At 43.5% G+C, this 26972-nt stretch carries 24 protein-coding genes; 16 read left to right on the top strand and 8 right to left on the bottom strand.

Features of this window, described 5'->3' with window-relative positions; genetic code table 11:
- Positions 1-19: 19 nt before the first annotated feature.
- Positions 20-694, bottom strand: coding sequence for an NAD(P)H-dependent oxidoreductase (locus DFR59_RS17265; RefSeq protein ID WP_114746917.1), 675 nt, complete (start codon positions 692-694; stop codon positions 20-22).
- Positions 695-890: 196 nt separating this feature from the next.
- Here DFR59_RS17265 and DFR59_RS17270 point away from each other — a divergent pair, with 196 nt between their 5' ends.
- The 5 genes from DFR59_RS17270 (at position 891) to DFR59_RS17290 (ending at position 6549) form a co-directional block, all read left to right on the top strand.
- Positions 891-1787, top strand: a complete 897-nt coding sequence (locus tag DFR59_RS17270) for a TIGR01777 family oxidoreductase (protein ID WP_114746940.1) — start codon at positions 891-893, stop codon at positions 1785-1787.
- Between the two features lie 74 nt (positions 1788-1861).
- Complete coding sequence (locus tag DFR59_RS17275) at positions 1862-2221, top strand: DUF4383 domain-containing protein (RefSeq protein WP_114746918.1); 360 nt, start codon at positions 1862-1864, stop codon at positions 2219-2221.
- 158 nt (positions 2222-2379) lie between these two features.
- Positions 2380-3504, top strand: coding sequence for an NAD(P)/FAD-dependent oxidoreductase (locus DFR59_RS17280; RefSeq protein WP_114746919.1), 1125 nt, complete (start codon positions 2380-2382; stop codon positions 3502-3504).
- 138 nt (positions 3505-3642) lie between these two features.
- Positions 3643-5187 carry an MFS transporter gene (locus DFR59_RS17285; protein WP_245948518.1) on the top strand — a complete coding sequence of 515 codons (1545 nt, stop codon included), beginning with the start codon at positions 3643-3645 and terminating at the stop codon, positions 5185-5187.
- Positions 5188-5352: 165 nt separating this feature from the next.
- Positions 5353-6549, top strand: a complete 1197-nt coding sequence (locus DFR59_RS17290; RefSeq protein WP_114746920.1) for an ATP-binding protein — start codon at positions 5353-5355, stop codon at positions 6547-6549.
- Positions 6550-6599: 50 nt separating this feature from the next.
- Here DFR59_RS17290 and DFR59_RS17295 read toward each other — a convergent pair whose 3' ends face one another.
- The 5 genes from DFR59_RS17295 to DFR59_RS17315 form a co-directional block, all read right to left on the bottom strand.
- Positions 6600-6830: a hypothetical protein gene (locus DFR59_RS17295; protein ID WP_114746921.1), complete on the bottom strand. Its 231-nt coding sequence runs from the start codon at positions 6828-6830 to the stop codon at positions 6600-6602.
- Positions 6831-6943: 113 nt separating this feature from the next.
- Positions 6944-7879: an aldo/keto reductase gene (locus DFR59_RS17300; RefSeq protein WP_114746922.1), complete on the bottom strand. Its 936-nt coding sequence runs from the start codon at positions 7877-7879 to the stop codon at positions 6944-6946.
- A gap of 59 nt (positions 7880-7938) precedes the next feature.
- Complete coding sequence (locus tag DFR59_RS17305) at positions 7939-9561, bottom strand: ABC1 kinase family protein (protein WP_245948519.1); 1623 nt, start codon at positions 9559-9561, stop codon at positions 7939-7941.
- Between the two features lie 114 nt (positions 9562-9675).
- Complete coding sequence (locus DFR59_RS17310) at positions 9676-10206, bottom strand: MerR family transcriptional regulator (protein ID WP_114746923.1); 531 nt, start codon at positions 10204-10206, stop codon at positions 9676-9678.
- Between the two features lie 141 nt (positions 10207-10347).
- On the bottom strand, positions 10348-11310 hold the full coding sequence (locus DFR59_RS17315; protein ID WP_114746924.1) for a D-2-hydroxyacid dehydrogenase: 963 nt from the start codon (positions 11308-11310) through the stop codon (positions 10348-10350).
- A 450-nt stretch (positions 11311-11760) separates the two neighbouring features.
- Between DFR59_RS17315 and DFR59_RS17320 the strand changes: the two genes are divergently transcribed.
- The 7 genes from DFR59_RS17320 to DFR59_RS17350 all read left to right on the top strand — a co-directional run bounded on the left by DFR59_RS17320 (position 11761) and on the right by DFR59_RS17350 (position 18918).
- Positions 11761-13479, top strand: coding sequence for an aromatic amino acid hydroxylase (locus DFR59_RS17320; RefSeq protein WP_425454725.1), 1719 nt, complete (start codon positions 11761-11763; stop codon positions 13477-13479).
- Between the two features lie 79 nt (positions 13480-13558).
- Positions 13559-13789 carry an excisionase family DNA-binding protein gene (locus DFR59_RS17325; protein WP_114746926.1) on the top strand — a complete coding sequence of 77 codons (231 nt, stop codon included), beginning with the start codon at positions 13559-13561 and terminating at the stop codon, positions 13787-13789.
- Positions 13790-13849: 60 nt separating this feature from the next.
- Positions 13850-14410, top strand: coding sequence for a GNAT family N-acetyltransferase (locus DFR59_RS17330; RefSeq protein ID WP_114746927.1), 561 nt, complete (start codon positions 13850-13852; stop codon positions 14408-14410).
- 646 nt (positions 14411-15056) lie between these two features.
- Entirely contained in the window at positions 15057-16085 is a 1029-nt protein-coding gene (locus tag DFR59_RS17335) for a VanW family protein (protein ID WP_114746928.1), read from the top strand.
- A gap of 242 nt (positions 16086-16327) precedes the next feature.
- Positions 16328-16747: a MerR family transcriptional regulator gene (locus DFR59_RS17340; protein WP_245948522.1), complete on the top strand. Its 420-nt coding sequence runs from the start codon at positions 16328-16330 to the stop codon at positions 16745-16747.
- 1 nt (position 16748) lies between these two features.
- Positions 16749-17678: a DMT family transporter gene (locus tag DFR59_RS17345; RefSeq protein ID WP_114746930.1), complete on the top strand. Its 930-nt coding sequence runs from the start codon at positions 16749-16751 to the stop codon at positions 17676-17678.
- 457 nt (positions 17679-18135) lie between these two features.
- The gene (locus DFR59_RS17350; RefSeq protein ID WP_425454726.1) at positions 18136-18918 is read left to right on the top strand and encodes a metallophosphoesterase; all 783 of its coding nucleotides are present in this window, start codon (positions 18136-18138) and stop codon (positions 18916-18918) included.
- A gap of 58 nt (positions 18919-18976) precedes the next feature.
- Here DFR59_RS17350 and DFR59_RS17355 read toward each other — a convergent pair whose 3' ends face one another.
- Complete coding sequence (locus DFR59_RS17355) at positions 18977-20959, bottom strand: PhoX family protein (protein ID WP_114746932.1); 1983 nt, start codon at positions 20957-20959, stop codon at positions 18977-18979.
- A 209-nt stretch (positions 20960-21168) separates the two neighbouring features.
- On the opposite strand from DFR59_RS17355, the gene DFR59_RS17360 reads away from it, so the two are divergent.
- Together DFR59_RS17360 and DFR59_RS17365 are read left to right on the top strand one after the other, a co-directional pair.
- Entirely contained in the window at positions 21169-22041 is an 873-nt protein-coding gene (locus DFR59_RS17360) for an SAM hydrolase/SAM-dependent halogenase family protein (RefSeq protein WP_114746933.1), read from the top strand.
- Positions 22042-22165: 124 nt separating this feature from the next.
- Positions 22166-23479: a globin-coupled sensor protein gene (locus DFR59_RS17365; RefSeq protein ID WP_245948520.1), complete on the top strand. Its 1314-nt coding sequence runs from the start codon at positions 22166-22168 to the stop codon at positions 23477-23479.
- A gap of 428 nt (positions 23480-23907) precedes the next feature.
- Here DFR59_RS17365 and DFR59_RS17370 read toward each other — a convergent pair whose 3' ends face one another.
- On the bottom strand, positions 23908-24450 hold the full coding sequence (locus DFR59_RS17370; protein ID WP_114746934.1) for an IseA DL-endopeptidase inhibitor family protein: 543 nt from the start codon (positions 24448-24450) through the stop codon (positions 23908-23910).
- Between the two features lie 198 nt (positions 24451-24648).
- Between DFR59_RS17370 and DFR59_RS17375 the strand changes: the two genes are divergently transcribed.
- Complete coding sequence (locus DFR59_RS17375) at positions 24649-25737, top strand: BC_2427 family protein (protein WP_114746935.1); 1089 nt, start codon at positions 24649-24651, stop codon at positions 25735-25737.
- A 144-nt stretch (positions 25738-25881) separates the two neighbouring features.
- A complete protein-coding gene (locus DFR59_RS17380) occupies positions 25882-26664 on the top strand; it encodes a CsxC family protein (protein WP_114746936.1) in 783 nt (260 codons plus the stop codon).
- The last annotated feature ends 308 nt before the right edge of the window (positions 26665-26972 follow it).

The following is a 26972-nucleotide window of genomic DNA, read 5'->3' on the forward strand; positions in this document are numbered from 1 at the left end:
CCGGTCCTCTTTCGTCTAATTATATAAATTTAACAATATCATCAAATGGACGGCGTGATTTTTCTGCCGGCTCATTGACGCGGTAGCCGAATGCCACCATGACGGAAATGCCGAAATGGCCGTCTTCCAACAAGCCCTCGTCAGCGAGCAGCTTATTCATTTTGTCCATGTTGAATCCTTCAATTGGACAGGAGTCGACCCCGATCTGGGCTGCCGCTGTCATCATATTGGCAAGGGCAATATAGGTTTGTTTGCCTGCCCAATCCAGTAGCGGACGGTCTCCATCAAGAAGCTTAAAGTCTTCTTTCTGAAACTCTTCGATGCGCTGCATATATTTCTTAAAGTTTTCTTCAGGCATATTTTTCCCATTCTTGAAATGATCCTGCAAATAGGCTGAATTATATTCTGTATCGAGCTTGGTTCGAGATAAAATCACCACAAAATGGCTGGCTTCGGGAAGTTTTCCGTAAGCACCCCAAGCAGCATTCTTGATCTTTTCTCTCATTTCCTCGCTTTGAATCACAAGGAAGCGCCATGGCTCAAAGCCGAAGGAACTTGGGGATAAGCGCCCTGTTTCCATGATGAATTGGAAATCATCTTCAGGAATTTTCTTGTCAGGGTCAAATTGCTTCGTTGCATGTCTAAAATGAAAAGCCTCAAGGATTTCCTGTTTCAATGTGTCTTTATCACGCATTTATCATCGTTCCTTTCCTTTCATTTTTCCATCATCATAAAGGTAACACATTCATTATGCGCATTTCATTTCATTCGTATCGGAGAATGTGCTGAAGTTTTGTAAAATAGGGTTTCTAACGTGGTAAATATTAGGTATAATATATGTGAATTCATTCACAAACTTTAATTATAATCTCATGAAAAGGGCTGATATGATGGAGAAAAAAGTGGTCATTGCCGGTGGAACCGGATTTATTGGTCAATACCTTAAAGAAAAGTTCACAGAGGATGGTTATAAAGTCTTCATCATTTCCAGGCGTTCCCCCAATATACAGTGGGAGGATGAACCAGGAATCCTAAAAGCATTGGAAGACGCTGAAGTCCTCATCAACTTGGCTGGGAAGTCAGTGGATTGCCGCTACAATGAAAAAAATAAAAGAGAAATCTTCAGATCAAGAACGCAAACGACTGAGATATTAGGAAATGCTCTGTTAAAATGTGAAAACCCTCCTGCACTATGGCTCAATTCAAGTACAGCAACCATATACCGCCACGCAGAGGATCGGCCGATGACAGAAGAAGGCGGTGAAATCGGGAGCGGATTTTCTGTTGAGGTAGCGAAGGAATGGGAAAAATACTTTTTTGGATTCGATCTGCCGAAGACTCGCCAAGCAGCATTAAGGATCGCCATCGTATTGGGACCTGACGGCGGTGTCATGGGTCCATTTAAAAACCTTGTTAAATTCGGTCTCGGGGGACATCAAGGGCCTGGCAATCAAAAGTTCAGCTGGATTCACATTGAAGATTTGCATCAAATCATGCTGTTTTTAATGGAAAGAGAGGATTTAAGCGGGGTGTTCAATTGCTCTGCACCAAATCCAGTCGACAACCGGAAACTGATGGAGCTATTGAGAAAGAACATGAATATGAAGTGGGGTCTGCCTTCCCCTAAGTGGATGCTCGAGATGGGCGCTGTATTCATCAAGACAGAAACGGAGCTGATTTTGAAAAGCCGATGGGTCCTTCCAGAACGGCTGTTAAAGGAAGGATATACGTTTAGGTATCCACAGCTTAATCAGGCGCTGGAAAATATCCTTCAAAAAAATAATTAATTTTTTGTGATCCAATTATCTGTTTGGTCCGTTTTCTATTTGAATAAATCAAAAATAGAAAGGGTCGAATAAATATGGCTCAAAAATTTACTAAAGGATTAGGTGTTATTTTTATACTGTTGGGCATTGTTGGCTTTATATTGCCGATGGAGGGGATATTTCATCTGACTCCGATGCATAATATTGTCCACTTGGCATCAGGTATCATCGCCCTTATTATGAGCGGAACGGAGGCAAAGGCTGCCTTATATGCTAAAGTATTTGGATTTGTCTATTTGCTGGTTGCTATCTTAGGATTATTCACACATGAATTTGCAGGAATCATTTTCTTAATATCCGATAATATCCTTCACTTCATTATTGCATTTGCTTCCATCTATATTGGATTTGCATCCAAAGCATCAAAGCCGGCCAATCATACAGCAGCGCATTAAGATATTAGACTAATAGCTGAAAAATCAAGGATAGTCCTCGCTGGAATGAGGATTATCCTTTTTGTGTGTGCACGTATAAGGTTCCATTCCTGTATTTGAGAACCAGCCCGCCAATATGGGATAATGGAAAAAAGATTTCCATAGAAAAGGTGTTGCAAATGCAAAAGATCATAATAGTCGGAGCTGGGATACTCGGTGCATCCACCGCTTTCCATTTAGCTAAGGCTGGCTTGAATGTTGTATTAATAGATAGATTTGATAAAGGACAGGCGACAGATGCGGCTGCAGGCATTGTGTGCCCATGGATATCGCAGAGGCGGAATAAGGCATGGTATGAAATGGTGAAGGGCGGTGCCCGCTATTATCCGGATCTTATCCAACAGTTGAAAGAATGCGGGGAGACGGAAACAGGGTACAGCAGAGTCGGGGCATTAAGTATACATAATGATCATACAAAGCTGGAAAAAATGGCTGAGAGAGCGATTGAACGCCGAAAGGATGCTCCGGAAATCGGAGAAGTGAAAATATTAACGCCCCAACAAACAAAAGATCTATTCCCGCCATTATCGGATGAATTTGGTTCCGTATGGGTTTCAGGAGCAGCGAAAGTAAACGGCAGGGCGTTAAGGGATGCATTGATTAATGCAGCGGTCAAATGTGATGCGGAAGTAATACACGGTGATGCGGAATTGCTGCAAAAAGGCAATAGCATTTCCGGCGTTCGAATGGATGGCAGGGAAATGCAGGCGGACAAAGTCATCGTCACAGCAGGCGCCTGGGCAAAAGAACTTTTAGATCAGGTTGGCATTACGTTCATGGTGAAGCCCCAGAAAGCACAGATCGTACATCTGCAAATAGAAGATAAAGGGACGGAAGATTGGCCGGTGATCATGCCGCAAAATGATCAGTACATCCTTTCCTTTGAAGACGGGAGGGTGGTCATTGGGGCCACTCATGAAAATGAGGTCGGATTTGATTCAAGGGTGACAGCAGGGGGCATCCATGAAGTAGTCAGCAAAGCGTTGGATATCGCACCTGGATTGGCACAGGGAGAATGGCTTGAAACACGGGTTGGATTCAGGCCGTTTACCCCGGATTTTCTTCCGGTTATCGGTCCATTGCCTAGGGTGGATGGACTGCTGATTGCGAATGGCCTCGGTGCATCGGGTCTGACAAGCGGGCCTTATCTCGGGGCTGAGCTGGCGAAATTGGTTCAGGGCATCCCGACTGAGTTGGATTTAACTCGCTACGATCCGGCAGGTGCTCTCCAACCAAAAGAATAATCATATTTGAAAAAGGGCTCAATCATCGAGCTCTTTTTTTGTCGAAATAAATAATTCCAATTTTTATTGAATTTTAATGATCCCGTGATATTCTATTTGAGGATAAAAATTAGAAAATTGAACTTTGGGGAAGTGGGAATGATGGAAACAAATAAAAGAATGGCTTATGTGGTGCTGGCGATGGCACTTGGCCTGTTCATGTCGTCGCTGGATAATACCATTGTGTCTGCGAGCATCAGCCAGGTCATCAAAGATATTGGCGGGTTTGAAAAAATGAGCTGGATCTTTACTGCTTATATGCTGGCATCGACTAGTACGATGCTCGTTTTCGGGAAAATGAGTGATTTATTCGGACGGAAATTGTTTTATTTAATCGGCATCAGCTTGTTTTTAATCGGTTCTGCTCTTTGCGGGACAGCACAGACGATTGATCAGTTGATTGCTTATCGTGTGATTCAAGGGGTCGGATCAGGGGCAATATTCCCGATTTCCTTTACTATCATTTTTGCTATGTCATCGGATCCTAAGAAGGCGGCCAAAATGTCCGGGGTCTTTGCAGGAATCTTTGGGATTTCTTCTGTGCTTGGACCACAGATCGGTACGTGGATTTCGGAGTCGGCGGTGCTAGGCTGGAGATGGTGCTTTTATGTTAATGTCCCGTTCGGCATCCTTTCGATTGTCACACTGCTATTTGCTCTGAAGGAGTCAAAATCGGATCAAAAGCCGAAAGTCGACTACCTTGGAACACTCCTTCTTGTAGCTTCCACAGTCCTTCTCCTGCTCGGACTTGAGTGGGGTGGAAAGGATTATGCATGGGATTCTGTACAGATCATCAGTATGTTCTCGGCTTCTGCCATTGCGATTGTCTTGTTCATTTTGGTAGAGAGAAAAGCGAAGGAGCCAATCCTGCCGCTTGGGATCTTTAAAAATAAAATGGTTCTTGGCACAAGCATCATTGTTTTCTGCCAGGGAGCCATCATGTTCTCGGCCATTACGTATCTGCCGATTCTTTCTGTTGCTGTCATGGGGAATGAAAACTCCAACAGCGTCCTTACTCCAATGATGTTTCCGATCATGATTGGGGCGATAATGGGTGGTTTTCTCTGTACAAAAGTTCCATTCCGCACCATTATGATCATTTCAATGGCAGCGGGAATCGGGGAAGCATACATGCTTGGAACAATCACTCACGAAACGGCCAAATTGACCGTGACCCTTGTTATGATCGGGATGGGATTGATTGTCCTAGGGCCGTTGATGAGTGTATCTCAAAATGCCGTGGCTCAAAATGTTGAGATGAAATACATTGGGATCGCATCATCTGTCGTCGGTTTCTGGCGCAGCATCGGCGGCGTCATGGGGGCATCCATTACAGCAACGATCGTCAATAATTACTTGAAAGATAAAATGACTTCGTTTGCTGCTTCCTCCCAGATGCCTGCAGAGCAGGTTCAGAAATTAGCGAAGCCTGAGGTCCTTATGCAGCAAAATACGGCCCTTCCGCCTCAGCTGGTCGAATACATGAGAGGTGCTCTTGAAACGGCATTGCATCATGGATTTGTCCTGGCATTGATTGCGGGCATCATCGGCCTCTTTGTGTCTTTATTTATAGGTGGGGACCGTTACATCATAGGGGCAAGAGCTGAAAAAGAAGTAAAGCCAAAAGGCGTTCCTGCTAACTGAGAATAATAGAAATTCAACGAGCTGTCCTGAAAAAATCAGGTAGCTTCTTTTTTTTGACAGCAAGCGTTCAAGGACAAGGGATAAGTGCTATAATTAGGAAGTTCAGTAATATTATAGCTCTATAAAAATTCTGTTGCGGTTTCTATTGATTGAAGGAGAATTTGAATGAAGGAATTTAATCACATAGCAAATATCGTTTTATATAGATGGACGGCAGCGCTGATTATTGCAATCATGGTGCTTGGAGTTGTGACATCGCCTTCCCTTTCATGGAATGCAGGGATCATAATCCAGTCATTTTTTGTGGTCGTCATTTCCGTTTTGCTTATCATTTATCCTAAAAAAGAGTCTATTTTGCTTAGAAGTATTTTGATATTTACAATTGCAGGATACTTTTACGCCTTTTTCATTTACTATCCGTTGACAGCTTTGAATTTTATATTTATTGCGCTGCTTCCTGCCGTGGCAATCGGTTTTTTTCATAAAAAATTATTTTACACGATATGGATCTTGAATTTTGCCGGAGCTTTTGGCGCATTCCTCTATGTCTACTTTGAAGAGGGTGAGAAGTTCTCCTTCTTAAAAGGCGATTTTACAGGAAATGTGCTTGATTTCATCGGGGCGCAAATCATGCTCTATTTTATTTTCTTCATTACCAATAATCGAATCGATCGGATTAGCCAATATTATGATCATATCCAAAAGTCGGAGAGATTGAAGATGACAGGGCAGCTGGCAGCAGCTGTAGCACATGAAATCCGTAATCCGATTGCGGTTGTAAAAGGGTTCCTGCAGTTATATCGGGAAGACCCGAATATCCCGGAATCCGCTAAGGAACATTTTCAATTGATGCTTTTGGAGATGGATCAAGCGGAATCTGTCATTCAGGATTTTCTCTCTCTTTCCAAACCGCATGACGAACACGCTTCTTTAGTTGACCTGTCTGAAATCTTGAAGAGTGTAACAGACCTGCTTCAATCCTATGGATCCATCAACAATATTCAATTCAAAGTGGACCAGGCAGAAGAGTCCTTTATTTATGGCAGCAAAGTAGAGCTCAAGCAGCTGCTCGTGAATATCATGAAGAACTCAATCGAAGCGATGAAAAAAGGCGGGGAAATTCGAATCTCTTCCAGAACAGAAGGGGATTATGCTGTTGTAGAAATTGCAGATGAAGGGGTGGGGATGGACCAAGAAGAAATAAAAGAACTTGGTACACCGTTTTATTCCTTGAAGAGCTCGGGGACTGGGCTTGGGTTGATGATCTGCTACAATATTTTGGAGAAGTATGGCGGAAGCCTCCAGTTTAAAAGTGAAAAAGGAGCAGGGACTACGGCCATTTTGACATTTAAAAAAGCTTAAAAAATTAAGGTGTCCAAGTGCAATGCATTTGGTACACCTTTTTTTTGGACTTACTTATCCTCGACTACCTTACCCTTCATCATACGCTGGAACTTTTCGAGATCCTTATCATGATGCTCAAGCTTTGTCACATGGTATGGGTGCTGATGGTCTTCAGTTTGGGCTGCGACACCTGCCTGATTCCCAAGGTCTGTACCAGGATCGTTTATGACAGTATCCAACCGTCCATCTCTATGAGCGTCCACTTCGGTATTCGTATTTTTTTGACTTTCTTTCGGCATCAACCTTCAACTCCTTTTTGGTTAGGATGATTTTCTGAGTGCTGAAATATGCACCTTGCGATATTAAATAGGAAAGCCCTGATCTCCAATGGAACTCAGGGCGTTCGCTTTTCTTATTGGAAAATATTTGAGATTTTCTGAATCTCTTCTTTTGTTAATTGAACGTCTAATGTTTTAAGATTGTTGACCACTTGTTCCGGTTTTTTCGCGCCTGGAATGAGGGCGTCGATGGAATCGACTGACAAGTACCATGCTAGAACAAGATGTGCTGTTTCAACATTCTTCGTTTCAGCGATCTGTTTCAACTGATCCACTTTCTCCAGGTTCTTCTCAAACTGCTCCCCTTGGAACATCGGGTTTTTGGCCCGTCCGTCCTGGAAGGTCGTGTCCTTCGTGTACTTTCCGCCTAACAATCCTGCAGCAAGAGGGAAGTAGGGAACAAAGGAAATTTGATTTTCAGCTGTATATGGCAGCAAATCTTTTTCTGCCTGGCGTTTGAATAGATTATATTCTGATTGAAGGACATCGACATATCCATCTTGATTGGCTTCCTTCAATTGTTCAATTGAGAAATTCGAAACGCCGATTGCCTTGATTTTTCCTTGGTCCTTTAATTCTTTCAATGCCCCGACAGCTTCGTATTTCGGTGTGTCTTCATCAGGGAAATGGATATAGAACAGGTCGATATAATCAGTTTGCAGCCTTTTCAGACTGTCCTCGACACATTGTTTTAAAAATCCTGGTGAATTATCTTTGATGATTTGATTGCCCGGCAAGATTTTATGGGCTCCTTTGGTGGCAATGACCATTTCAGAGCGGCAGCCTTTTTCTTTTATCACTTCGCCAATCAGTTCTTCCGACCGTTCAGGGCCGTAAATAAAGGCTGTATCCAAAAAATTGATGCCATTTTCAATAGCGGTGCGTACAACATCTTTACCGACTTCTTCACTGAGGTTCGGATAGATATTATGGCCTCCGACTGCGTTCGTTCCAAGTCCGATGGGATTTACAAAAAGCTCGGTTTTGCCTAATTTCACTTGCTTTGCCAATTCTCTCATCTCCTTTTCACTTATATCCTAATGATAGCAAACGGGTGAGAAACCACCAACTAAATGACCTTGCTCCGCTTCGTTTTCTTGAGCCACTTCCTTTGTCCGGCGGATGCTGCCGTATACCCAATAATACAGACAGCATCCAAAGCGATCGCTCCTGCCGTCAGCCAATAATGATCAAGATAAACTCCGGAAATGATGCCTGCCATTCCGGCCAATCCGATGTATACCCAATGTTTCTTTTTGTTTTCATAAATCCTGAATTCGAATTCATTGTATTGCTGCGCTTCTTGAAGGGAAAGCATCTTCTTCGGCGCTTGCAGGTAATCCGATGCATGATGGACGATTTGGAAGATCGGCTGCGTATTCATCCATTTATAGAAGAGCTCCCACTTGCTTGTTCCCGATTTTTTCAGCCAGTCCATGAATGCCGGCTTGATAATGGACAACGTATCTTGATCAGGTGAAATGATATGGATCATTCCTTCAATCGTTACGAATGATCTGCCAAGAAAGATGAAGCGGGTCGGAACTTGGACTGGCAGTGTTTTAAATAGATCATTGATTTCTTTTTTAGCTGTAAATAAGTCCATTTCTTTCATTTGGTGCATGTCGAGTGAAAGGGCATCTTCTAAAAGCTTCACGATCATTTCTTCATCAGCATCAGGCAGCAGGAATCCAAGCTGATTCAATGCTTTGGTCGCCTTCGGATAGTTTTTCATCAAAATGCCTTCCAATAGCTCTTGGAAATGGGCTGCATCCTTGCGGGAAATCTCCCCGATCATCCCGAAATCCAACAGGGCGATGGTCCCATCCTTCAAAAGCAGGACATTGCCTGAATGCGGGTCTGCATGAAAGATGCCCGGCTCAAGCCATTGTGGGAGGAAGAGGCGAAAAAGCCTTTCGGATAGTTCATCCCTGTTGATGGAAGGCTGGTTGAGCGCTTCGATGCTTGTGATCCGCTCACCGTCCAGCCATTCCATGACCAATACTTTCGGCGTGCAATGGCTCGGATATACCTCAGGGATCTTTACGCCCGCATCTTCTTGGAACCTCTGTCTGAACGTTTGAACGGATTCCATTTCTTTTTGGAAATCCAGCTCTCGTTCGATGACCTCTTTGAGTTCCTGATACAGTTTCTTAAAATTGATAAAGCCCTTAGGAACAGGAGCGAAGTGATCAGCAAACCAGATGATGATGGCCAATGAACGGAAATCCGTTTTGACGATTGCCTCGATGGAAGGGCGCTGGACTTTCACAGCAACCTTTGTGCCATCGGGAAGAAAACCCCTATACACCTCACCGATAGAGGCGGAAGCGATGGCCGTTGGTTCAATGGAATGCATCATTTCTTCAATCGGCCTATCCCATTCTGATTCGAGGACCTTCTCGATTTCTTCCCATTCAGAAGGGGGGACATGGTCGACAAGGTCTTGAATTTGACTGACGAATCCGCTTGGCAGTAGGTCAGCCCTTATACTGAGGAATTGGCCAACCTTGATCAGGACGCCTTTTAACTCAAACAGGGTATCTTTGAATTCCTGTCCAATACGCTCCCATAAAAGATCTTTTTCTTTTTCTGATTTCCGGGTGATTCGATACCAGTAAACTCTGATGACAATGGAAAGGGCCAATGAAAGGACCTTCCACATTCTCCATAGCTTTCTTTCACTTTTCACAGGGGCACCCCTTTAAACGTATTGGTAAATTCGTATCTACATACGTTTAATCGTAAGCGAAAGTTCCTTTGATGGCAAAAAAAAACACCATACACAAAACTGTGCATGATGCGTTTAAAATCCAAACAATAATGTAAGGATGTTCTTTTTCCTTCGTTTCATCGAAATTTTTTCCTGATCCAGCACAAGAGGGAGTTCTGAGGAAGAAGGCTTTCTGCTGCCCGGATGTGCCTTTTCTAATGCCTCGACACGTTCCTGAAGTCTTTTCACTTCTTTCTCCAGTTCCTCGATTTCCCTGCGATGAGTCAATAGCTGATAGGATACGACTGAATCCGCCTTGTTCTGAACTAATTGTTCAAGACTGGAAAGACGTTGGAGGATTTTTTGGCTGTCGGCTGCTTCCGTTTCTTTCTTGACAACGACGGCAGAACCTTTGCGTTTGTTCATCTTGGCAAGCTTGACGTCTTGGAGAATGACTCCATTCTGAAGCTGTTTATGAATGGTTTTAAAAACAGCGACATCATCTTCTGTAAAGGAGTAGTGGCCAATTTCATTCCGTTCCATTTCAAGATCCAGCTGCTTGATCCACCGCTGAACGGTGCTTGGTGAAACCCCTAAAAGATTTGCGACATAACTCGTATTCATCTGAAATCCCCTCCCTTAAAATAGGGTTTTCTAGAGAGAGGCTGCAAATTCCTTTACGTACGACAAAACAAGTTTTTCTTCGCCAAAGAAAGTGTCCATCCAACGAATTTCACGCAAACTTGTCGAAAAATCCTGCTGATATCAATACCCTTTTGAATAGTCCAGCAGATTGATTTGAGGGTCATTGCCTGCGATATAATCTTTTAAATTGGGGATGAAGATTTCCTGAATGAGACGGCTGTTGTAGTGTTCGGTCGATCCGGCTGTATGAGGGGTAATGATCACGTTCTTCATTTCCCATAAGGGACTGTTCTCCTCAAGCGGCTCCTTCTCGAATACATCAAGGCCTGCCCCAGCAATTTTTCCATCTTGAAGGGCTTGAATCAGCTCCTTTTCATCGATGATGTCCCCGCGTCCGATATTGATCAGATAGGCAGTCGATTTCATCTTGTTCAACTGCTCTTGTCCGATTAAACGATGGGTCTTTTCCGTCAGCGGCAGCGCCACGACCACATAATCACATTCAGGAAGAAGGGAGGACAGTCCGTCCATCGCATACATTTCATCAAAGTAATCTTCCGGCTCCCCAGAATTCCTCAGTCCAATAACCTTCATTCCGAATGCCTTGGCAATTTTCGCTGTTTCTTTGCCAATCGCCCCCGTTCCTAATATCCCGATGGTCTTGCCATGGATTTCAAGGCTCAAGTTGGCATGATGCCATTTTTTCTCCTGCTGGTTCCGTACATATGCGTGAATCTTCCTTGTCAGTCCCAACATGAGGGCGAAGATCGTTTCAGAGATAGGATACGAATGGACGCCGTTTGCACTTGTGACAGCAACATTTTTAGACTGCAGGTCACTCAGTGGCAGGCTGTTCACACCTGCACTCCACGTCTGCAGCCACTTTAGCTTCGCCTTTTCGGTCAGGCAATGCGATTCCAATCCTTTTTTCCATCCTGCAATAATTTCAGCTTCTTCGATATGAGGCTCCCAAACGGAAGCATCTTTTCCTGCGATGACTTCCCAGTCCGGAGCAGCTTCCTTCACTTTCTCCAGGAGTTCCTTATCTAAATCATGAGTGATGACTAATTTCTGTGGATTCATAGGGCACCTCAACTTTTTTCTTTTATTTTAACAGAATTGAATGAAAATTAATGTGTCCAAGCATCTCTCTAAGTAAAAGGAAATTTATTATTCATTTTTGATTGACAGAGTTTCAGATTGGTAGTATCTTGTTTATACAAATACTTTAACACTTAAAAGCGTTTTAGCGTTTAAGTATATTAGTGATTTAATAGAAGCAGCCGAGCATTCATAGTAGTCCCTGCAAAACAGCAAGAAGAGACTGGACGGGTGGTGAAAGTCCAGGTTTGGCAGAGCGGCGAATTACACATGCAGATTTTCAAGGCTTTTGTCAAAGAGTGGACAGGTGAATGAACCTGTTAATTAGGGTGGTACCGCGGAGAGCTTCTTCGTCCCTTGCAAGGGGATGAAAGGGGCTCTTTTTTATTTTAAATTTTTATTCAAAGGAGAGAAAAGAAAATGAATCAAGCGATAACCGCGACAAAAAAAATACCAAGGCACCTGCAGAAATATGTGGTCGATCAACAGTATGAAAAATACTCTCCAATCGACCAGGCGGTTTGGCGCTATGTCATGAGACAGAACCATCATTTCCTGAAGGACGCTGCACATCCTGCCTACACCGGGGGATTGAAGTCTTCAGGCATATCCATAGAAAGAATCCCGAATGTTGATGATATGAACGAGGCCCTTTCACCATTTGGATGGGGGGCAGCCAATATAGACGGCTTTATTCCGGGCGTCGTATTCTTCGACTTTCAGGCGCACGGAATCCTGCCGATTGCATCGGATATCCGCAAACTGGAGAACATTCAGTATACTCCTGCGCCGGACATCATCCATGAAGCAGCAGGACACGCCCCTATTTTGTGTGAAGAGAAATTCTCTGAATATGTAAAGCTGTTCGGGGAAATCGGTTCAAAAGCATTGGCTACAAAAGAAGAACATGATTTATTTGAAGCCGTCAGAACGTATTCCAACCTGTTGGAAAGCGGTTCAGCAACGAAAGAACAGATTGAACAGGCTGAGGCAGAAGTGGAAAAAAGACAGGCTTCGGTCGTCGAGCTTTCAGAAGCCGAGCAAATCTCGCGTCTATACTGGTGGACAGTGGAATACGGGATGATCGGAACGGTCGAGGACCCGAAAATCTACGGGGCCGGACTTCTATCATCTGTGTCAGAGGGAAGGAACAGCCTGTCTCCTTCAGTTAAGAAAATTCCTTTTGATTTGGAAAAAGTCATCAATACGAGCTTTGACATCACGAAGCCACAGCCGCAGCTTTTTGTATGCGAAAGCTTCGAACAACTGATTGACGCTGTGAAGGAATTCAGGAAGACAATGGCATCCCATACAGGCGGCACCGCGAGCCTTGAAACAGCGCTAAGGTCAGGGCATACCGCTACCTTTCAATTCTCCTCTGGCCTTCAAGTGACTGGTACACTTGAAACAATTGAAAAGGATGGAGCAGGTGAAGCCGTCTACATGAAAACTGTCGGACCGACTGCTTTGGCATTTGAAAATAAAGAAATCATTGGCCATGGAAAAAGTCATCATTTCGATGGATTCGGTGCACCAATCGGGAAGCTTGAGAATACCGAATGTCCGCTGGAGGAAATGAATGATCAGCAGCTGAAATCACTTGGAATTGAGGAAGGCGCAGACTGCCGATTATCTTATGAAAGTGGAGTGGTCGTTGAGGGGATTGTGAAGAAGATCCTTAAGAAAAACGATTCGCCGATTCTAATCAGTTTTACCGACTGTCGGGTTCAATTAGGAGATAAAGTTCTCTTTGATCCATCATGGGGAGAGTTTGATCTGGCTGTTGGGGAAAAAGTAGTATCCGTCTTTGCCGGGGCCGCTGATTCGGAGCAATTCTATGCGGATCTGGAAGAGGTTGAGCAAAAGCCGTTTGAAAAAAGGGAGTGGACGCCTCTGGAACAGCTATATGGAGAAGTTCGTGAAATGAGGAACAATGGAGCGGACATTCCTGCACTGCAAAGGATCATTGGCCAATTGACTTCAGAGTTCCCGCATGACTGGCTGCTGCGCGTAGAAATCATGGAAATCTTAAGAGACAGCACGCTTCTCTTGGATGAACAGGAATTGATTTCAAAGCAGCTCGAGGAAATCAAGATTCTGGATGAAGAATGGAAGGTACTGATTGAAAGAGGTCTGAAGCTGGCAGAATGATTGGGAAGCTGTGGGTGAACTGCGATAGATATGATGTATAATGAATGTAAGAAACTATTCATATTCGGAGTGTGTCCACATGTATTTAACAATTGAAGAAACAGCTGAATATTTGTCCATGCCGGAAGCCTATATCGAATCGTTGATTTTGGCAAAGAAGATCCGCGCCGTCCATGACGGATCTCAATACCTCATCAATAAGGATCAGTTCAATAACCATCTTGAGCAAATGGAGAAATACAAGAAGCAGATGATGGAATACTTGAACGAACCGATTCCGGAAGACATCGACATCAAGGACGAGGACTGAGGCAGCTGAAAAAACCGAAAGTGGATTTGTTTTATTTTCGATAGGAAAGAGCGTAATAGAATGAATACTTTTGATTTCAGCCAGTTTCCGTTGCTTCAATCAGATAGGCTAATCCTAAAAAGGGCTACAGAATCAGACATTGAGTCCATTCTTGCAATCCTTTCAGAAAAGGATGTTGTCAGATACACAGGATTAGAGCCGTATGAAACATTAGCGGATGCCAAGACGGAATTGGATTGGTATGAAAGACTGATTCAGGAAAAGACCGGTATCCGATGGGCTATTTTCCTAAAAGGTGAAGAGCGGATGATTGGAAGCTGCGGCTATAAAAACTATGCCGCTGCACATGCTCGGGCAGAAATAGGCTATGAGCTGAACAAGAGCTTCTGGGGGAGGGGCATCATGTCTGAGGCATTGCAGGCAGTCGTTCATTTTGGGTTTACCTCCATGAACCTGCACAGAATCGAGGCCGAGGTCGATACCCGCAACGCGGCCTCCAGCCATCTCCTTCGAAAATTCGGATTTGTCGATGAAGGTATTTTAAGAGACTGCGAGAAAGAAGGGGACAACTATATCAGCCTGTTGTCGATGTCCCTGTTGTCTAACGAATATCATAGCTAGTTCAGGACTTAAGCCGAAAACCCATTTGTGGTTTTCGGCTTTTTTCTTTGCTGCTGCACCTGGTGATTGCGGGGATTTGCTCCGGAAGTGGATGTACAGCGTCGCAATTTAGTGAGTTTCCGCTGCAAATTATGGGTTTTTGTGCGGCGGCGCATAAGAGGAGTAGTTTGGCGCATAGGAATCGATTTCGGCGCATAAGCCGAGGTTTCTCGCGCATAGGAGCATGATTTTGATTCATAGAACGCCGAGGTTGGCGCATAGAGACAATTCCGGACTACCGCGAGCCCCATTTGAAGGGCCATTTTGGGCAATTTGGAGCAGGGGTCGCTTGGATTTTGCCTTTTGCTCCCCAGAATAGGCATTGACCGCCGCACTTTGCCGGTTTTTCAGCACACTTTTGTGTTTAACCTCCCCACTTTAGGAGATAACCACCGCACTTTTCTGCATAACCGCCCAACTATCCTTATTATGGAAATTAATAACACCTCTAATCAAGCATTTCCCAATTTTTCAGGTGGCGCCGCAACTGTTCCCTCCTCAATTTAAGCCAATAGAACCATTCCCATCAGGTATATGAAGGCGGAAACTGAATAGATTTATAGACGAAGGAAATTTTTCAAAGACAAAGAGAAACGATGGGGGATCTATGAAAAAGGTAAAATGGCTAACGTCGGTTTTGATCGTGTGCAGCCTCATTGGGCTGACGGGGTGTTCTGAAAAGACAGCGAAGGAAAAGGAACTCGAAAAAAAGGTTGCAGAACTCCAGCAGCAGATTGATGAGCTGAAGAGGGAGAAGGAAAAAGCCGAGAAGGAGCAAGCGCCGGAAGAAAAACCGGAACAGGAGGAGCAATCAGGGGTGGTTGAAGTGATCAATCCATTAACCATGGAAGTCATTAAAACCATCGACCCGAAAGAAATGGGCTATGTTACGGATCGGGCTGCCTATGAAAAAGAGATTGCGGAGTGGGCAAAAAATGCTGCAAGGGGCACCAATCAAGCAGAAGGATTCGACCAACGGATGTATCCTGACAAAATTGGAGCGGATGGGCAGGTCATAAAAGGGAAGCCGCGAATGATCCTGGAGGAAGCGGAATTGGTCTCGAAGGTCATCGCAGCATCTGAAAAAGGCGGAAAAGTGGAATTGCCGCTGACTGTCACAGAGAGTGGATACAAGCCAGAAGAGGCTGCCCTTCTTGGGGAAGTTGTCGTTGCTTCCTATACAACCCAGTTTGACAGCAGTGTTGCTGGCCGTTCCAAAAACATTGAGCTTTCTGCAGAATCCATCAACAACGTCATTGTAGGGGTCGGCGATGTTTTCTCCTTTAATACCACAGTGGGGCCAAGTGATGCAGAGCATGGATATCAAAAAGCAAAAGAGGCAGTCGACGGGAAGTTGGTGGACGGCATTGGGGGAGGGATATGCCAGACATCATCCACTCTTTATAATGCGGTTGACCAAATCGGCGTTTCCTATGTAGAAAAGCATCATCATTCTGTGCATGTGGGATATGTTCCAACGGAAAGGGATGCCACTGTCTCGTATGGCGGATTGGATTTCCGTTTTCAAAATTCAACAACTGCCCCGTTTTTGCTGAAAGCCTACGTGAAAAATGGAAGTTTGACCGTTGAAGTGAGGACTTCAAAAGCACATCAAGGGGAGTTTACTGTTCATTAATAAGAGACAAAAGGCGACTTTTATCTCTATGAATCTACAAGGATGTTTCTTCATCAAACGTTTGATTAAAAAAGAAAGAATGATTGAGACAACGATAAAAAGTCCATTTATATACCGCGGAATTTGTCTGATCGGAGCTGCTAGCTGGTCCAGACATTCGCGGTAATTTTTTTTGCATTTTTTTCTTGACTTAGAGTCAGCTCTAAGTTGTAAGCTTACAGTAATTAACAGAAAGGAAGATGATTGGAATGTATTCAATCAGTGAAGCGGCCGGACTGACCGGCATTAATGCATACACGTTGAGATATTATGAAAAAATTGGCCTTCTGCCTTCACCGGATCGACAGAATGGTGGAAAGCGGAGTTATACGGAAGGGGATTTGAAATTAGTATCTTTCATCAAGAGTTTAAAAGATACCGGGATGTCATTAGAGGATATTCAGGAATTTATCAAAGGCGGATGTATATTGGATCAAATCAAAACGTCCGAAAAAATTCAGCTATATCCCTCTCTGAATAAAAGAATCGCTATTCTTACGAAGCACATAAAAGAATTGGACCGCAAAAAAGCAGAACTCGAACAAATCATATTGACGGCGAATGAAAAACTGGGAATCTATCAAGAACTGCTGGCGAATGAACATGAAGGAGAGGAAGTATAGCATGAAACATTCCTTGACCTATTTATCTTTGTTAGGATTTGCTGTCATCACTGGTGCGACATTTAATTTGGCAAAGTACACAGTGGAATTCTTTTCTCCTTCAAGTGCGGCTGCCTGGAGATTCGGTATTGCAGCGTCTATTATGCTTCTGATTATGTGGAAGAGGGAGGGGATCCGTCTACACCATTTTAAACAAAACGGGAAAGCGTTCCTTCTCCTCGGGATCATAGGGATTTTCGGCTTTAACGCACTCTTCTTCTTGGGCCTTCAACACACTTCAGCCATCAATGGTGCTTTGATTATGGGGACAAATCCTGTACTATCAACGATTTTGGCCCGGTTTATTTTGAAAGAAAAAATCACGGCCAACCAGGGTGCAGGGGTCATTCTTGCATTGATTGGAGTGGGACTCGTTATTACGCACGGTTCAATGGCGGTCATTGAAAATCTATCTTTTTCCATCGGGGATTTCATTATATTGATGGGGAACCTTTGCTGGGCATTATATGGGGTGTTGGGCAGGAAGTTGGTGAAGAACAGTACGTCTCTGGCAACAACCACTTATACAATGGTGATTGGGGCAGGGGCACTCATTCTGCTTTCACTGGTTTCCGACCAGCCTGCTTCACAAGGAATTACGCTTGGAGCATGGGGTTCGATCGTGTTTATGGCTTTATTTACAAGTGTCTTGGGCTATTTGTGGTGGAATCGCGCCATCCAGATCATCGGCATTGGAAAGACTTCATTATTCTTTAATCTTGTGCCGGTGGTAACGATGACTATTTCTGCTGCATCGGGCATAGGGGTGGAAGAGATTCAGCTGGCAGGGGCTGCTCTTGTTATCGCCGGTGTTCTTACTTCCTCAGGGATAATTAGTAAATTGTTCATTTCAAAAACAGATGGGCAGCTGCTATCGAAAGAAGCAGATTGAAATCGTTGACTTACAGAGCACCCATCCATATGATTATGGGAAAAAGGCAAATAGGATTGATTGCCAAAGGGAGAATTTTTGAATGAATAGCCGGATGATTGGCATGTTTCTTTTGATGCTCATTGCAGTGGTCGGATTGAATTTTTATATTGGATGGCATCTTTTGATTTTTATGAAGGAGCTCGGTGGTGGAGTTCACGCTGCCGTTTATTGGCCGATCTTTGCCCTCGTTTCTTTCGGGTATTTATTTGGCCGGGTGCCGGGTCCGAAGTGGCTTCTTCCACTGTTCCGCTTCTTCAAAGTGATCGGCTCTTACTATTTTGCAGTGATGGAGTTTGGAATCATTTTGTTAATAGGCGCTGATATTGTGTACGGCATTCTCCGGCCTGCAGGTCATTTGCCAGGTGATTATGTGCTGTATGCAGGATGGACCGTTTTAATTCTTCTCGCGTGTCTCATGCTTTGGGGTACGAGGAATGCCTGGAGCACCGTCATTCGGGACTATCCCGTTGAAATTCGAAAAGGTACCGGTAGAACCAACACTGCTTTAAGAATTGCCGCTGCTTCCGATATCCACTTGGGCAACATCGTCGGGAACAGGCATTTAAAGAGGATGGTCGAACGCATCAATGATCTCAAGCCGGATTTGATTCTTCTTCCGGGCGATGTAATCGATGACAGCATTGAGCCGTTTCTCCGCAATAAAATGAGTGAGACACTCAAGCAGTTGAAAGCCAAATATGGGGTCTATGCAGTGCTTGGAAACCACGAGTACTACGGCGGTCATATCGAACAATATGTCGACGAAATGAAGAACATCGGAATAAAAGTCCTAAGGGATGAAGTAGTGGAAGTTGAGACAGAAGAGGGATCAGTAGTCATTGCGGGGCGGAAAGATAAGACGGCAGAAAGTATGGATCCCGTGGGGAGAAAGCCTGTGGCTGAGCTCCTTTCCGGAGTCGATCCTTCACGTTTTATCATTATGATGGATCATCAGCCATACGGATTTGCCGCAGCTGCAGATGCTGGTGTGGATCTGCTTTTGTGCGGGCATACACACAGGGGACAGTTCGCGCCAAACCACTGGCTGACAGGAAGGCTTTTTGAACTCGATTGGGGGTACATGAAGAAAAACGAAATGCATGTGGCTGTTTCATCGGGCTACGGCACATGGGGCCCGCCAATCAGGATTGCAAGCAGGTCTGAAATCATGAAGATCGATGTGGGATTTTTAAAATGAAAATATGCGCCTAATACAAAAAAGCAGCCGAGGAGGCTGCTTTTTTTGTATGAATCAATTATTCGTCATCTTCTTGTCCGTGATGGTCATTCTCTTTTTGGTGATGATCATTTTCACGTTCACCCTTGGAACCAGCGCCAATCTTTCCTGAAGGAAGTCCGGAAATATAGCCGACTCCGCCAGTTTCTTGAATGCCGATGCCGTTTTTCATAGCTTCTTCAAGCTTTTGTTTATCGACGGCAGTGATTTGCTTTCCATCCAGATCTTCACCCGGATGCTGGTAGTTGCTCAGGATATATCTTGAATCTTTGATCATGTCATCCGCTCGGAGTCCTGTTGCTTCAGCTCCAACTGGGACGGAGAGAATCCTGGAAAGCTTTTTCGTTTCTACATTGTACGCCCACACAAAGTTATTTGTATGAAGTGCGCTGTCTTCTCCGATGAACAATGTATTCATATCATCTGAGAAGCTTAGGTTATCCGGGTTGGCGATTTTGTCTGGTGCAGCTGTATTTCCGTATGCATCAGGCTTCTCAAGGTCTTGGCCTACAATAAGTGCTCCCATGTTGGAAGGGACATACTCACTATTGATTTTTTCACCTGAAGCATCTGCTTGTCCGCCTGTCAGGTTAAGCTGGAATGTTGCACCGGAATCACGTGCAGGCAATTGGATATCATCGCGTACACCGTTGTCCTGTTTTTCCATGCTGCCATTTTCATAAGAAATGGCCATGTAGGCTTTTTTATCTTTTTGATTCACTGCGATGCCTTCCATTTTATTGAACTCAGAAGTCGCTCCCAAGATGGCTCCGTAGCGTCTTGCTTCAAGGTAAGCCGCTGCTTTTTCCATGCCAGGCTTTACTTTTAAATACTCTACTTTTTTGCTTGCATTCGTTTTAACTGCTGTGAATCCTTCTGTTGGCTCGGAAGCTGTTTCGAAAATGTCGCTGAACTTTACGCCCTTATCAATAATCGCTTTTATTTCATCATCTGTTGAATGACCGAGCTTGATCCATTGGAGGTCTCCAGCACCGCCATTTTCAGCGGATGTTTGATTGAATTTTGCCGCATATAAAGTACCTGCAGAGAAGTCACGCTTCTTATCTGCGACATACATAAACATCATTGTATTTCCGCCGTCATCGCCAAAGAGCGCAGTCTTTTCATCCGGCAGCACTTGCATCGTTTCATGGGAGAAGCGGCCTGTGCTGTAATGTTTGACGACAGAGGCATTCCCTTTATTGTCTACAGAGATTTCGGGGATCCAGCCGTAGAAATATGGATTCGCTTTGCTTTCATCGCCGAAGTAATATTTAGCGAAATTGGTTACGTCTCGGTAAGAGCAGGATGAAGGATCTTCAAAAGCACGTGCATCCGGTTCGTACTCTTCAGAACCTAGATGGGTTCCCCATGAAGTGGTAGAACCGTTGCATGGAGTCCACAATCCATTCACATTGGAGAAATCGATTTTCTTCGCGTTGTTGACAGTAAGTTCCCCTGTCTTTGGATTGCGATCCACTTGAGTCAATGTCATGGATGCAGGAAGTCCGTGAACATCTTCGCCTGCATTGTTCATGGATTCATATTCATAATGGGAAATCAAGTAGCTTTTTCCTGCGATTGTGATCATGCTGTTGGAATCCGGAGCATCCGACACAAAGTTAGATGGCTTGTCCGGAACGCTTGTATCTACAATGGGATCGCCATTGGCGTCAATCGGTGTTCCAGCTGCAATCATTTCATCTTTGTTCTTGACGATTTTATCTTTAGAAAGGAAAAGCTGATTGTAGTTTAATGGATTTTCTTCGACAGTGCCGTCTTTATAAGTAACTTTGACTTTGGCATCCGTATAGGTTTTTACCATATTTTCAACTGTACTAGGAGCTTTCATAGAAGTAAATTCTACACTCTGGATCTGCTTATGTGCATTTGGATGATGGCTCCCTTTATAGCCATGATGGTGATCATGTGCAGAAGCGAGTGCAGGAATTGATGATGCTAAAAGAGCAATGGAAAGCCCAACAGATACTTTCTTTTTCATAGTGGAAAAAACCTCCTCATTTATGGTTAATTCCATTAAAACAGAGAAGAGTTAAGGAGGAATAAAGTTAATGAAGGTGATGTAAAGATGGAGTTACAATTGCATAACAAAAAAGGGATATTTTTTTGAAGTGAAGACCATGTTTTTCTTTTGACCTTCATATGATGAAGTTAATAGAAAGAATTACGCAGTTGGATGGGAGGAATGGAATGAGCAGGGCTTTGGTGCTTCAATCAGATTTTGGGATCAGTGATGGTGCGGTATGTGCCATGTATGGGGTGGCAAATGGTGTCGATTCTTCACTTGCGATTTATGATTTGACCCATGATATTCCCCAGTACAACATTTGGGAAGGTTCTTACAGACTGCTCCAGACTGTTTCTTATTGGCCTGAAGGGACGGTATTTGTGTCAGTAGTCGACCCCGGCGTGGGATCGGACCGCAAAAGCATAGCTGTTAAAACGGCCAGCAATCATTTTATTATTACACCTGACAATGGGACCCTGACCCATATCAAAAAACATCAGGGACTCTTGGAAGCGAGAATCATTGATGAAACCGTGAATCGTTTGCCGAACTCAGGAGAATCCTACACCTTCCATGGCCGTGATATTTATGCTTATACAGGTGCCAGGCTTGCTTCTGGCGTCATTTCGTATGAGGAAATCGGTCCATCCCTCTCTATGGAAGAGCTTGTAGAACTTCCATTGACAGATGCTGCTCAAACCAATGGGAAGGTAGAGGGGATTATTGAAATCCTGGATATCCGCTTTGGAAACCTCTGGACAAATATCAGCCGTAAGCTGTTTAAGGAGTTTGGCATCCAATATGGAGACTTGCTCGAAGTTTCTATAGAAAGCAGCACGAGGAAAATCTATCAAAATATCATGACGTTTGTGCGGTCATTTGCAGACAGTTTAGTGGGGGAGCCCTTGGTCTATGTAAACTCTTTGGATATTTTAGGGGTTGCCATCAATCAGGGATCCTTCGCAGGAGCTTATCAAATCGGAAGCGGGTCCGGCTGGAAGATTACATTTAAGAAAATGAAAGAACTTCCAATTAAAAAGAATAATAGGGAATGATTAGGTGGGGGCAAAAACTTATTTGCCCCGTTAGAAGATTAATAGTTGCCAATTTTTGAATTTGTATACATAATTTACATAAAGGCATTTACATAAAGACATTCAAAACCAGGGGGACAAAAACGTGTTATTTCAAACTAAGGAAAAGAGAAAGGGCCGTATACAGGCATTCAATCCTGAAATGGCTTTTCCAGATCAAGATCAAATCATCCAAACATCAAATGCAAGGATTCAAAATCGTTTAGAATATATGGGCTTTACCAAGCAGCACCTTGAGACGCTGAAAGAGATTTCTCCAGTTGTTTCTCCACTATTGGACGAGCTCTTGCAAAAGGTATTAAATCACCTCTACATACAGCCGGCTCTCGAGAAAATTGCTTCAAACCACACTACAAGGGAAAGATTGTACGGAGTGTTTGTCCGTTATTTCCAAAGTTTGTTAAGCGGAACGATTGATGAAGAATATTTTGAAATGAGAAACCGAATCGGTAATACGCATAATAGCGCTGGTCTGCCGGTGGAATGGTTTTTAGCGACATATTCTGCCATCAGCACTCTATTAATCCCGAAAGTCATTGCGTATCTGCAAAACGATCCAGTTAAATTGAACGATGTCATCTTAGCGATTACACATGCAGTGAACCTGGATTCTCAGCTTGTCGTCCAAAACTACCTGGATGCAAGAATGAGAGAATTGAATACATTGAATGAGTCTAATGCCATGCTTCAAAAAGAATTGAACTCCATCAGCCAAGAGGTGGCTTCCTCTGTCCAGCAGACAGAAGCATCTATTAATGAAACAAGCACCAAGGCGGAACAAATCAGGAATGAGACAGAAACGACTCAGAAGAGCAGCCGCAACCTATTGAATTTGACAAACGTCAACCAGGGGCAGATGGAAGAAATGGTGAGTACGTTTGATAATGTTATGAGCAACGTATCATCTTCATTGGAAGGAATCGATCTTCTGAAGGCTATATCTGAGAAAATCATTACGATGACAAAAGGGATTGAGGATATCGCGGATCAAACGAATCTCCTGGCTTTGAATGCCTCCATTGAAGCGGCTCGAGCAGGGGATGAAGGAAGAGGATTTGCTGTCGTAGCGACAGAGGTTCGAAAGCTTGCTGAAAATTCCAAAGGGATGAGCAGCCAGATTAAATCGCTGATTGAAGAAAGCGACACACAAATTACGGATCTCGTCCACATCATGCAATCAATGAATACGTATACGAAGGAATCACAGTCTAAAATCGGCCAAGTCAAAGGCGGGCTGATGACAATGAAGATGGAAATGGAACAGTATTTGACGATGTTCGATCGGAACAAAGTCGACTTGGATACTATTGTCCAATCCATAAAAGAAGTCAACGCAACAACAGAAAGCCTTTCAACTTTGGCAAGAGAATTGCTGCTTAAGGCTGAAGGATCAAGATAATCTGATTTAAGGCAAAATTTAAATAGGCTTCGCTTGTCCCTTGTCGGCAGGCGAAGCCTATTTCAGCATTGGGCAATTGTTCTGCATATCGTAAACCACTCCTCAGGCTCAGGCGCTTTTCATTTGTCTGCTTCTTTGGCTGATGGCTTTTAATAGGAAAAGCTTGTCCTGTGAAGAAAGCATTCTCCAGCTTCCAACTTTAATCCTCATGTCTTCACGCTCCTTTCAAATCCATTTAACATTTTATTACTTTTTACCGCTATTTTTCATATTTAAAACAACAAAAATATCTACAAATCCAGACACGGATTTTCGTTAAGCGTTGCAAGATTGCTCGAATTTAGTGAAGGAAGATCGAAACGTGGAGAAAGACAGCCGCTGCAAATAAAAAAACATCCTTCCCAAATGGAAAGGATGCTGTGATTTTTTTATCTGACCGCATCAATGGCATTGATCAGCCACTCGCCATTTACTTTGACAAACGTCACTTTTTCTTTTGAAACCTCTTTTGTTTCCCCGACAGGAACAGTGAATTCGTACAGTCGGATATCTTTACGCTGATAAATCAATTTTCCCTTTGCTTTATCCCATTCAAGGAGGCTTCCGCCGTCTGCATTTGGCTGGGCAAACTTGCCTTTGTATTCAATGAAGGAATATTTTTTGATCCCTTTTTTGATTGCATTCCTTGTAAACACTTTATTCATATACTTCGTGAATTTCTTTTTAGTTCCCAAATCGCTGCAGAAATAGCGGTAATCCGTTCCTTTATAATCGAAGCTCCCATCTGTGCATTTGGCATTTTCTGCTTCAGGATTGTGGCCGCTCATGGCGCTCCAATAATGCTTCCTCGCTTCAAGTGCCAAGTTTAGAGCTTTGCTGGTGGTGAGATTACCGGTTGTTTTAGCAGAGGCTCCCATGCTGAAAGTAAATAACGAGAGTACAGCTGCCAAAATCAAGATCCATTTTTTCATTGAAGTTCCCCCTTAATATTCATCAAAAATAAAGACGGAGGGAATTGGAAAATGTTTCATGTCCTAAAAAATATTTTAAGCAGCTTTAAAATAGACAGGACAAAGGCCCATTTATCAGCGAATGCCCTTGTTCTTTGAAGCAAAATGAAATTCTGCGGCATACGAATAAAGTAAAATGCTTGCAGGGAAGTGAAGAGAGTGAATTCACCATGGATGAATAAAATGAATGTGGCAGTGCCGATGAATCAATCCGTCTACAAAGGGTGCTGCACAAAAACATTTATTCTTGAAGATCAAGATGAAAAGGATGCTTCCAAGGTAAACATGGCACCTCTCGGAACGGTACCTGTGGAAAAGCGGACCGTTGAAAAAAGGGAGCCGGAAAAAAACGTTAAAGGGTATATCGAGGAAGAAATCGATGAACCAATGATGAAGGAAGAAGCAGTAAAGGAACCGGAGCCAGAACGAGAACCAGAACCAGTCACTCCAAAAGCTAAGGTGAAATCAAATCCTTCCTTTCCATTGGATTTAGGTGTTCTTGGCATAGAGGATGTGGCGACTGAAGAATGGCTCCTCGAGATGGTGGAAGCACATGAACAGGAATCAATAATCCGCCATATCAAGCATTCCATACCATTTCAAGGTTCAGTAGAAATCACCCATTTTCAAAAATGTGCCCTTTTCGCCGGAGAAATAGTAGAATCTTCTACATTCATTGATACTAAGGATAAGCTCCGTCCTGATATCCATACAAGGTTCCTGCATGTGAAATCTCTATACCCGGAGGAGCCTTATTGTCAGCTAATCAGTTCAGAAGTCAGCGAATTGATTGAAATAGTGGATAATCCAGTAGAAATTGAAAGACCATCAGCTCCTGTCTCCATTACTTTGCTGAAATCTTCCTTTAACGCCGAAAGTGAAGATGAGATTGAAAAAAGGGAAGATGGAATTTCAATCAGAGTACCCGTTGTGCTCGGTGAATATGCCATTGAAATCACATTGCAGGAGTCTATAGTATTCAAAGATGAGCTAAAGGATTTATTGGAAATCTCTAATACTGTGAAGCTGACAGAATGCAAATTTCTCCCGACAGAATTCACACCGCCAAACGAAAAGGGATGGAAGGAAGCGAAGAAGGGGCGCTTATTCTTCGAAGGGGAAATCGAGCAGTCCATCAACTTTACGGATTTCAAATACAAGAAAAAGCCTAGCAGATTGGATGAAAAGATCAACTTAAACATCATGCTGGAGCTTCTGCAATCCCAGGTTGTTCGGGCTTCCCTTTAAACAATCAAAAAAATGATAGAAAAGCTAAAAATGATATAAATGCCTTGTACCTTTTGACTATACGAAAAGTTTCCTCCTGAATAAGTTATTAATGTAAGTTGATCAACTTTCAAATATATAAATTATTTAGGAGGAACAAATAGTATGACAAATGCAAAAAGAGTAAGTGGACAAGGAAGCTCAAGAGATCCTATCGTTGTCCCATGTCAAGTTGATGCAAGACAACAAGCATATCTTACTAACCAAGCAATTCCATTGGTAACACAAGCTGCAACTCCAACATTGAAAGTCCCTGTAGCCGTAGCTGAAAGAACAATCCAAGTCGTAACTGAAGCAGACATCCCATTGAATCCGCCAGCAACAGAAATCAAGCGTGTGCTTAAAGATGTACTATTGACTCAATGCAAATTGATTCCAGTAGAATTCCAGCCAATCCCAGGAACTGACTTCCGTTTTGTAACTAGAGCAAAATTATTCGTAGAAGGCTATATCAGAAAGAACATTGAATATGCATCCGACAGCTGCAACGGCGTTCTTTATGACCGTGTAGCCAACCTTCACTTCTCTGGTTTCACTGAATTGACAGCTGGTGACTTCACTTCATTCCCAATCTGGAGCAGCTCCACTGAAGACAGAGCAAGATTCATCAATCCAAACAATGGCGACTTCCCTCGTTTGGACAAGTATTACTTTGAAAACACTAACTACTACAACGAACAGCCTTATTGCGAACTAGTAAGAGCTGATTTCTATGAAATCGACTTCTCTCCTACTATGGTAGATCCGCAAGCTGCTTTCGATACACTTCGCGAAAAAATCGTATTAGACCTTTCTTTAAAAGTTCTTCAAGTTCAACAAGTTCAAGTAGACGGCTCCCTCGTTATTCCTGGAAATGGAACAGACGGCGCTGCAGGTACTCAAGCTTAATAGAAGGAAATGAAAAGAGCGGTTCGTCCGCTCTTTTTTATATTTTCATGATAGAAATGTCTAAAATCTAGAGAAACTCGGGACATTTGATTGGCAGATGGAGAAAAGAGCATGGGAAAACATGGTGATTTGCCCTCTCTATATGCTCTATGCGCCAGACTTAGTCGCTTATGCGCCATCTGGCTCGTTCTATGCGCCGGAATCTCCTGCTATTGAAGTTAGTATAAAAAGTGGACACAGGTAGTGGCGTCATGTTTAAATCTATACAACTATAAAAAGGGCGTGTATAAACGTGGCGAAAGATCAGA

The sequence above is a fragment of the Falsibacillus pallidus genome (assembly GCF_003350505.1).
Classification (GTDB): domain Bacteria; phylum Bacillota; class Bacilli; order Bacillales; family DSM-25281; genus Falsibacillus; species Falsibacillus pallidus.

What these genes read in the sequence shown, in the direction of transcription:
- DFR59_RS17265 (WP_114746917.1), bottom strand. Translation starts at nt 694, where the DNA reads ATGCGTGATAAAGACACATTGAAACAGGAAATCCTTGAGGCTTTTCAT.
- DFR59_RS17270 (WP_114746940.1), top strand. Translation starts at nt 891, where the DNA reads ATGGAGAAAAAAGTGGTCATTGCCGGTGGAACCGGATTTATTGGTCAA.
- DFR59_RS17275 (WP_114746918.1), top strand. Translation starts at nt 1,862, where the DNA reads ATGGCTCAAAAATTTACTAAAGGATTAGGTGTTATTTTTATACTGTTG.
- DFR59_RS17280 (WP_114746919.1), top strand. Translation starts at nt 2,380, where the DNA reads ATGCAAAAGATCATAATAGTCGGAGCTGGGATACTCGGTGCATCCACC.
- DFR59_RS17285 (WP_245948518.1), top strand. Translation starts at nt 3,643, where the DNA reads ATGATGGAAACAAATAAAAGAATGGCTTATGTGGTGCTGGCGATGGCA.
- DFR59_RS17290 (WP_114746920.1), top strand. Translation starts at nt 5,353, where the DNA reads ATGAAGGAATTTAATCACATAGCAAATATCGTTTTATATAGATGGACG.
- DFR59_RS17295 (WP_114746921.1), bottom strand. Translation starts at nt 6,830, where the DNA reads ATGCCGAAAGAAAGTCAAAAAAATACGAATACCGAAGTGGACGCTCAT.
- DFR59_RS17310 (WP_114746923.1), bottom strand. Translation starts at nt 10,206, where the DNA reads ATGAATACGAGTTATGTCGCAAATCTTTTAGGGGTTTCACCAAGCACC.
- DFR59_RS17315 (WP_114746924.1), bottom strand. Translation starts at nt 11,310, where the DNA reads ATGAATCCACAGAAATTAGTCATCACTCATGATTTAGATAAGGAACTC.
- DFR59_RS17325 (WP_114746926.1), top strand. Translation starts at nt 13,559, where the DNA reads ATGTATTTAACAATTGAAGAAACAGCTGAATATTTGTCCATGCCGGAA.
- DFR59_RS17330 (WP_114746927.1), top strand. Translation starts at nt 13,850, where the DNA reads ATGAATACTTTTGATTTCAGCCAGTTTCCGTTGCTTCAATCAGATAGG.
- DFR59_RS17335 (WP_114746928.1), top strand. Translation starts at nt 15,057, where the DNA reads ATGAAAAAGGTAAAATGGCTAACGTCGGTTTTGATCGTGTGCAGCCTC.
- DFR59_RS17345 (WP_114746930.1), top strand. Translation starts at nt 16,749, where the DNA reads ATGAAACATTCCTTGACCTATTTATCTTTGTTAGGATTTGCTGTCATC.
- DFR59_RS17350 (WP_425454726.1), top strand. Translation starts at nt 18,136, where the DNA reads ATGCTTTGGGGTACGAGGAATGCCTGGAGCACCGTCATTCGGGACTAT.
- DFR59_RS17355 (WP_114746932.1), bottom strand. Translation starts at nt 20,959, where the DNA reads ATGAAAAAGAAAGTATCTGTTGGGCTTTCCATTGCTCTTTTAGCATCA.
- DFR59_RS17360 (WP_114746933.1), top strand. Translation starts at nt 21,169, where the DNA reads ATGAGCAGGGCTTTGGTGCTTCAATCAGATTTTGGGATCAGTGATGGT.
- DFR59_RS17370 (WP_114746934.1), bottom strand. Translation starts at nt 24,450, where the DNA reads ATGAAAAAATGGATCTTGATTTTGGCAGCTGTACTCTCGTTATTTACT.
- DFR59_RS17380 (WP_114746936.1), top strand. Translation starts at nt 25,882, where the DNA reads ATGACAAATGCAAAAAGAGTAAGTGGACAAGGAAGCTCAAGAGATCCT.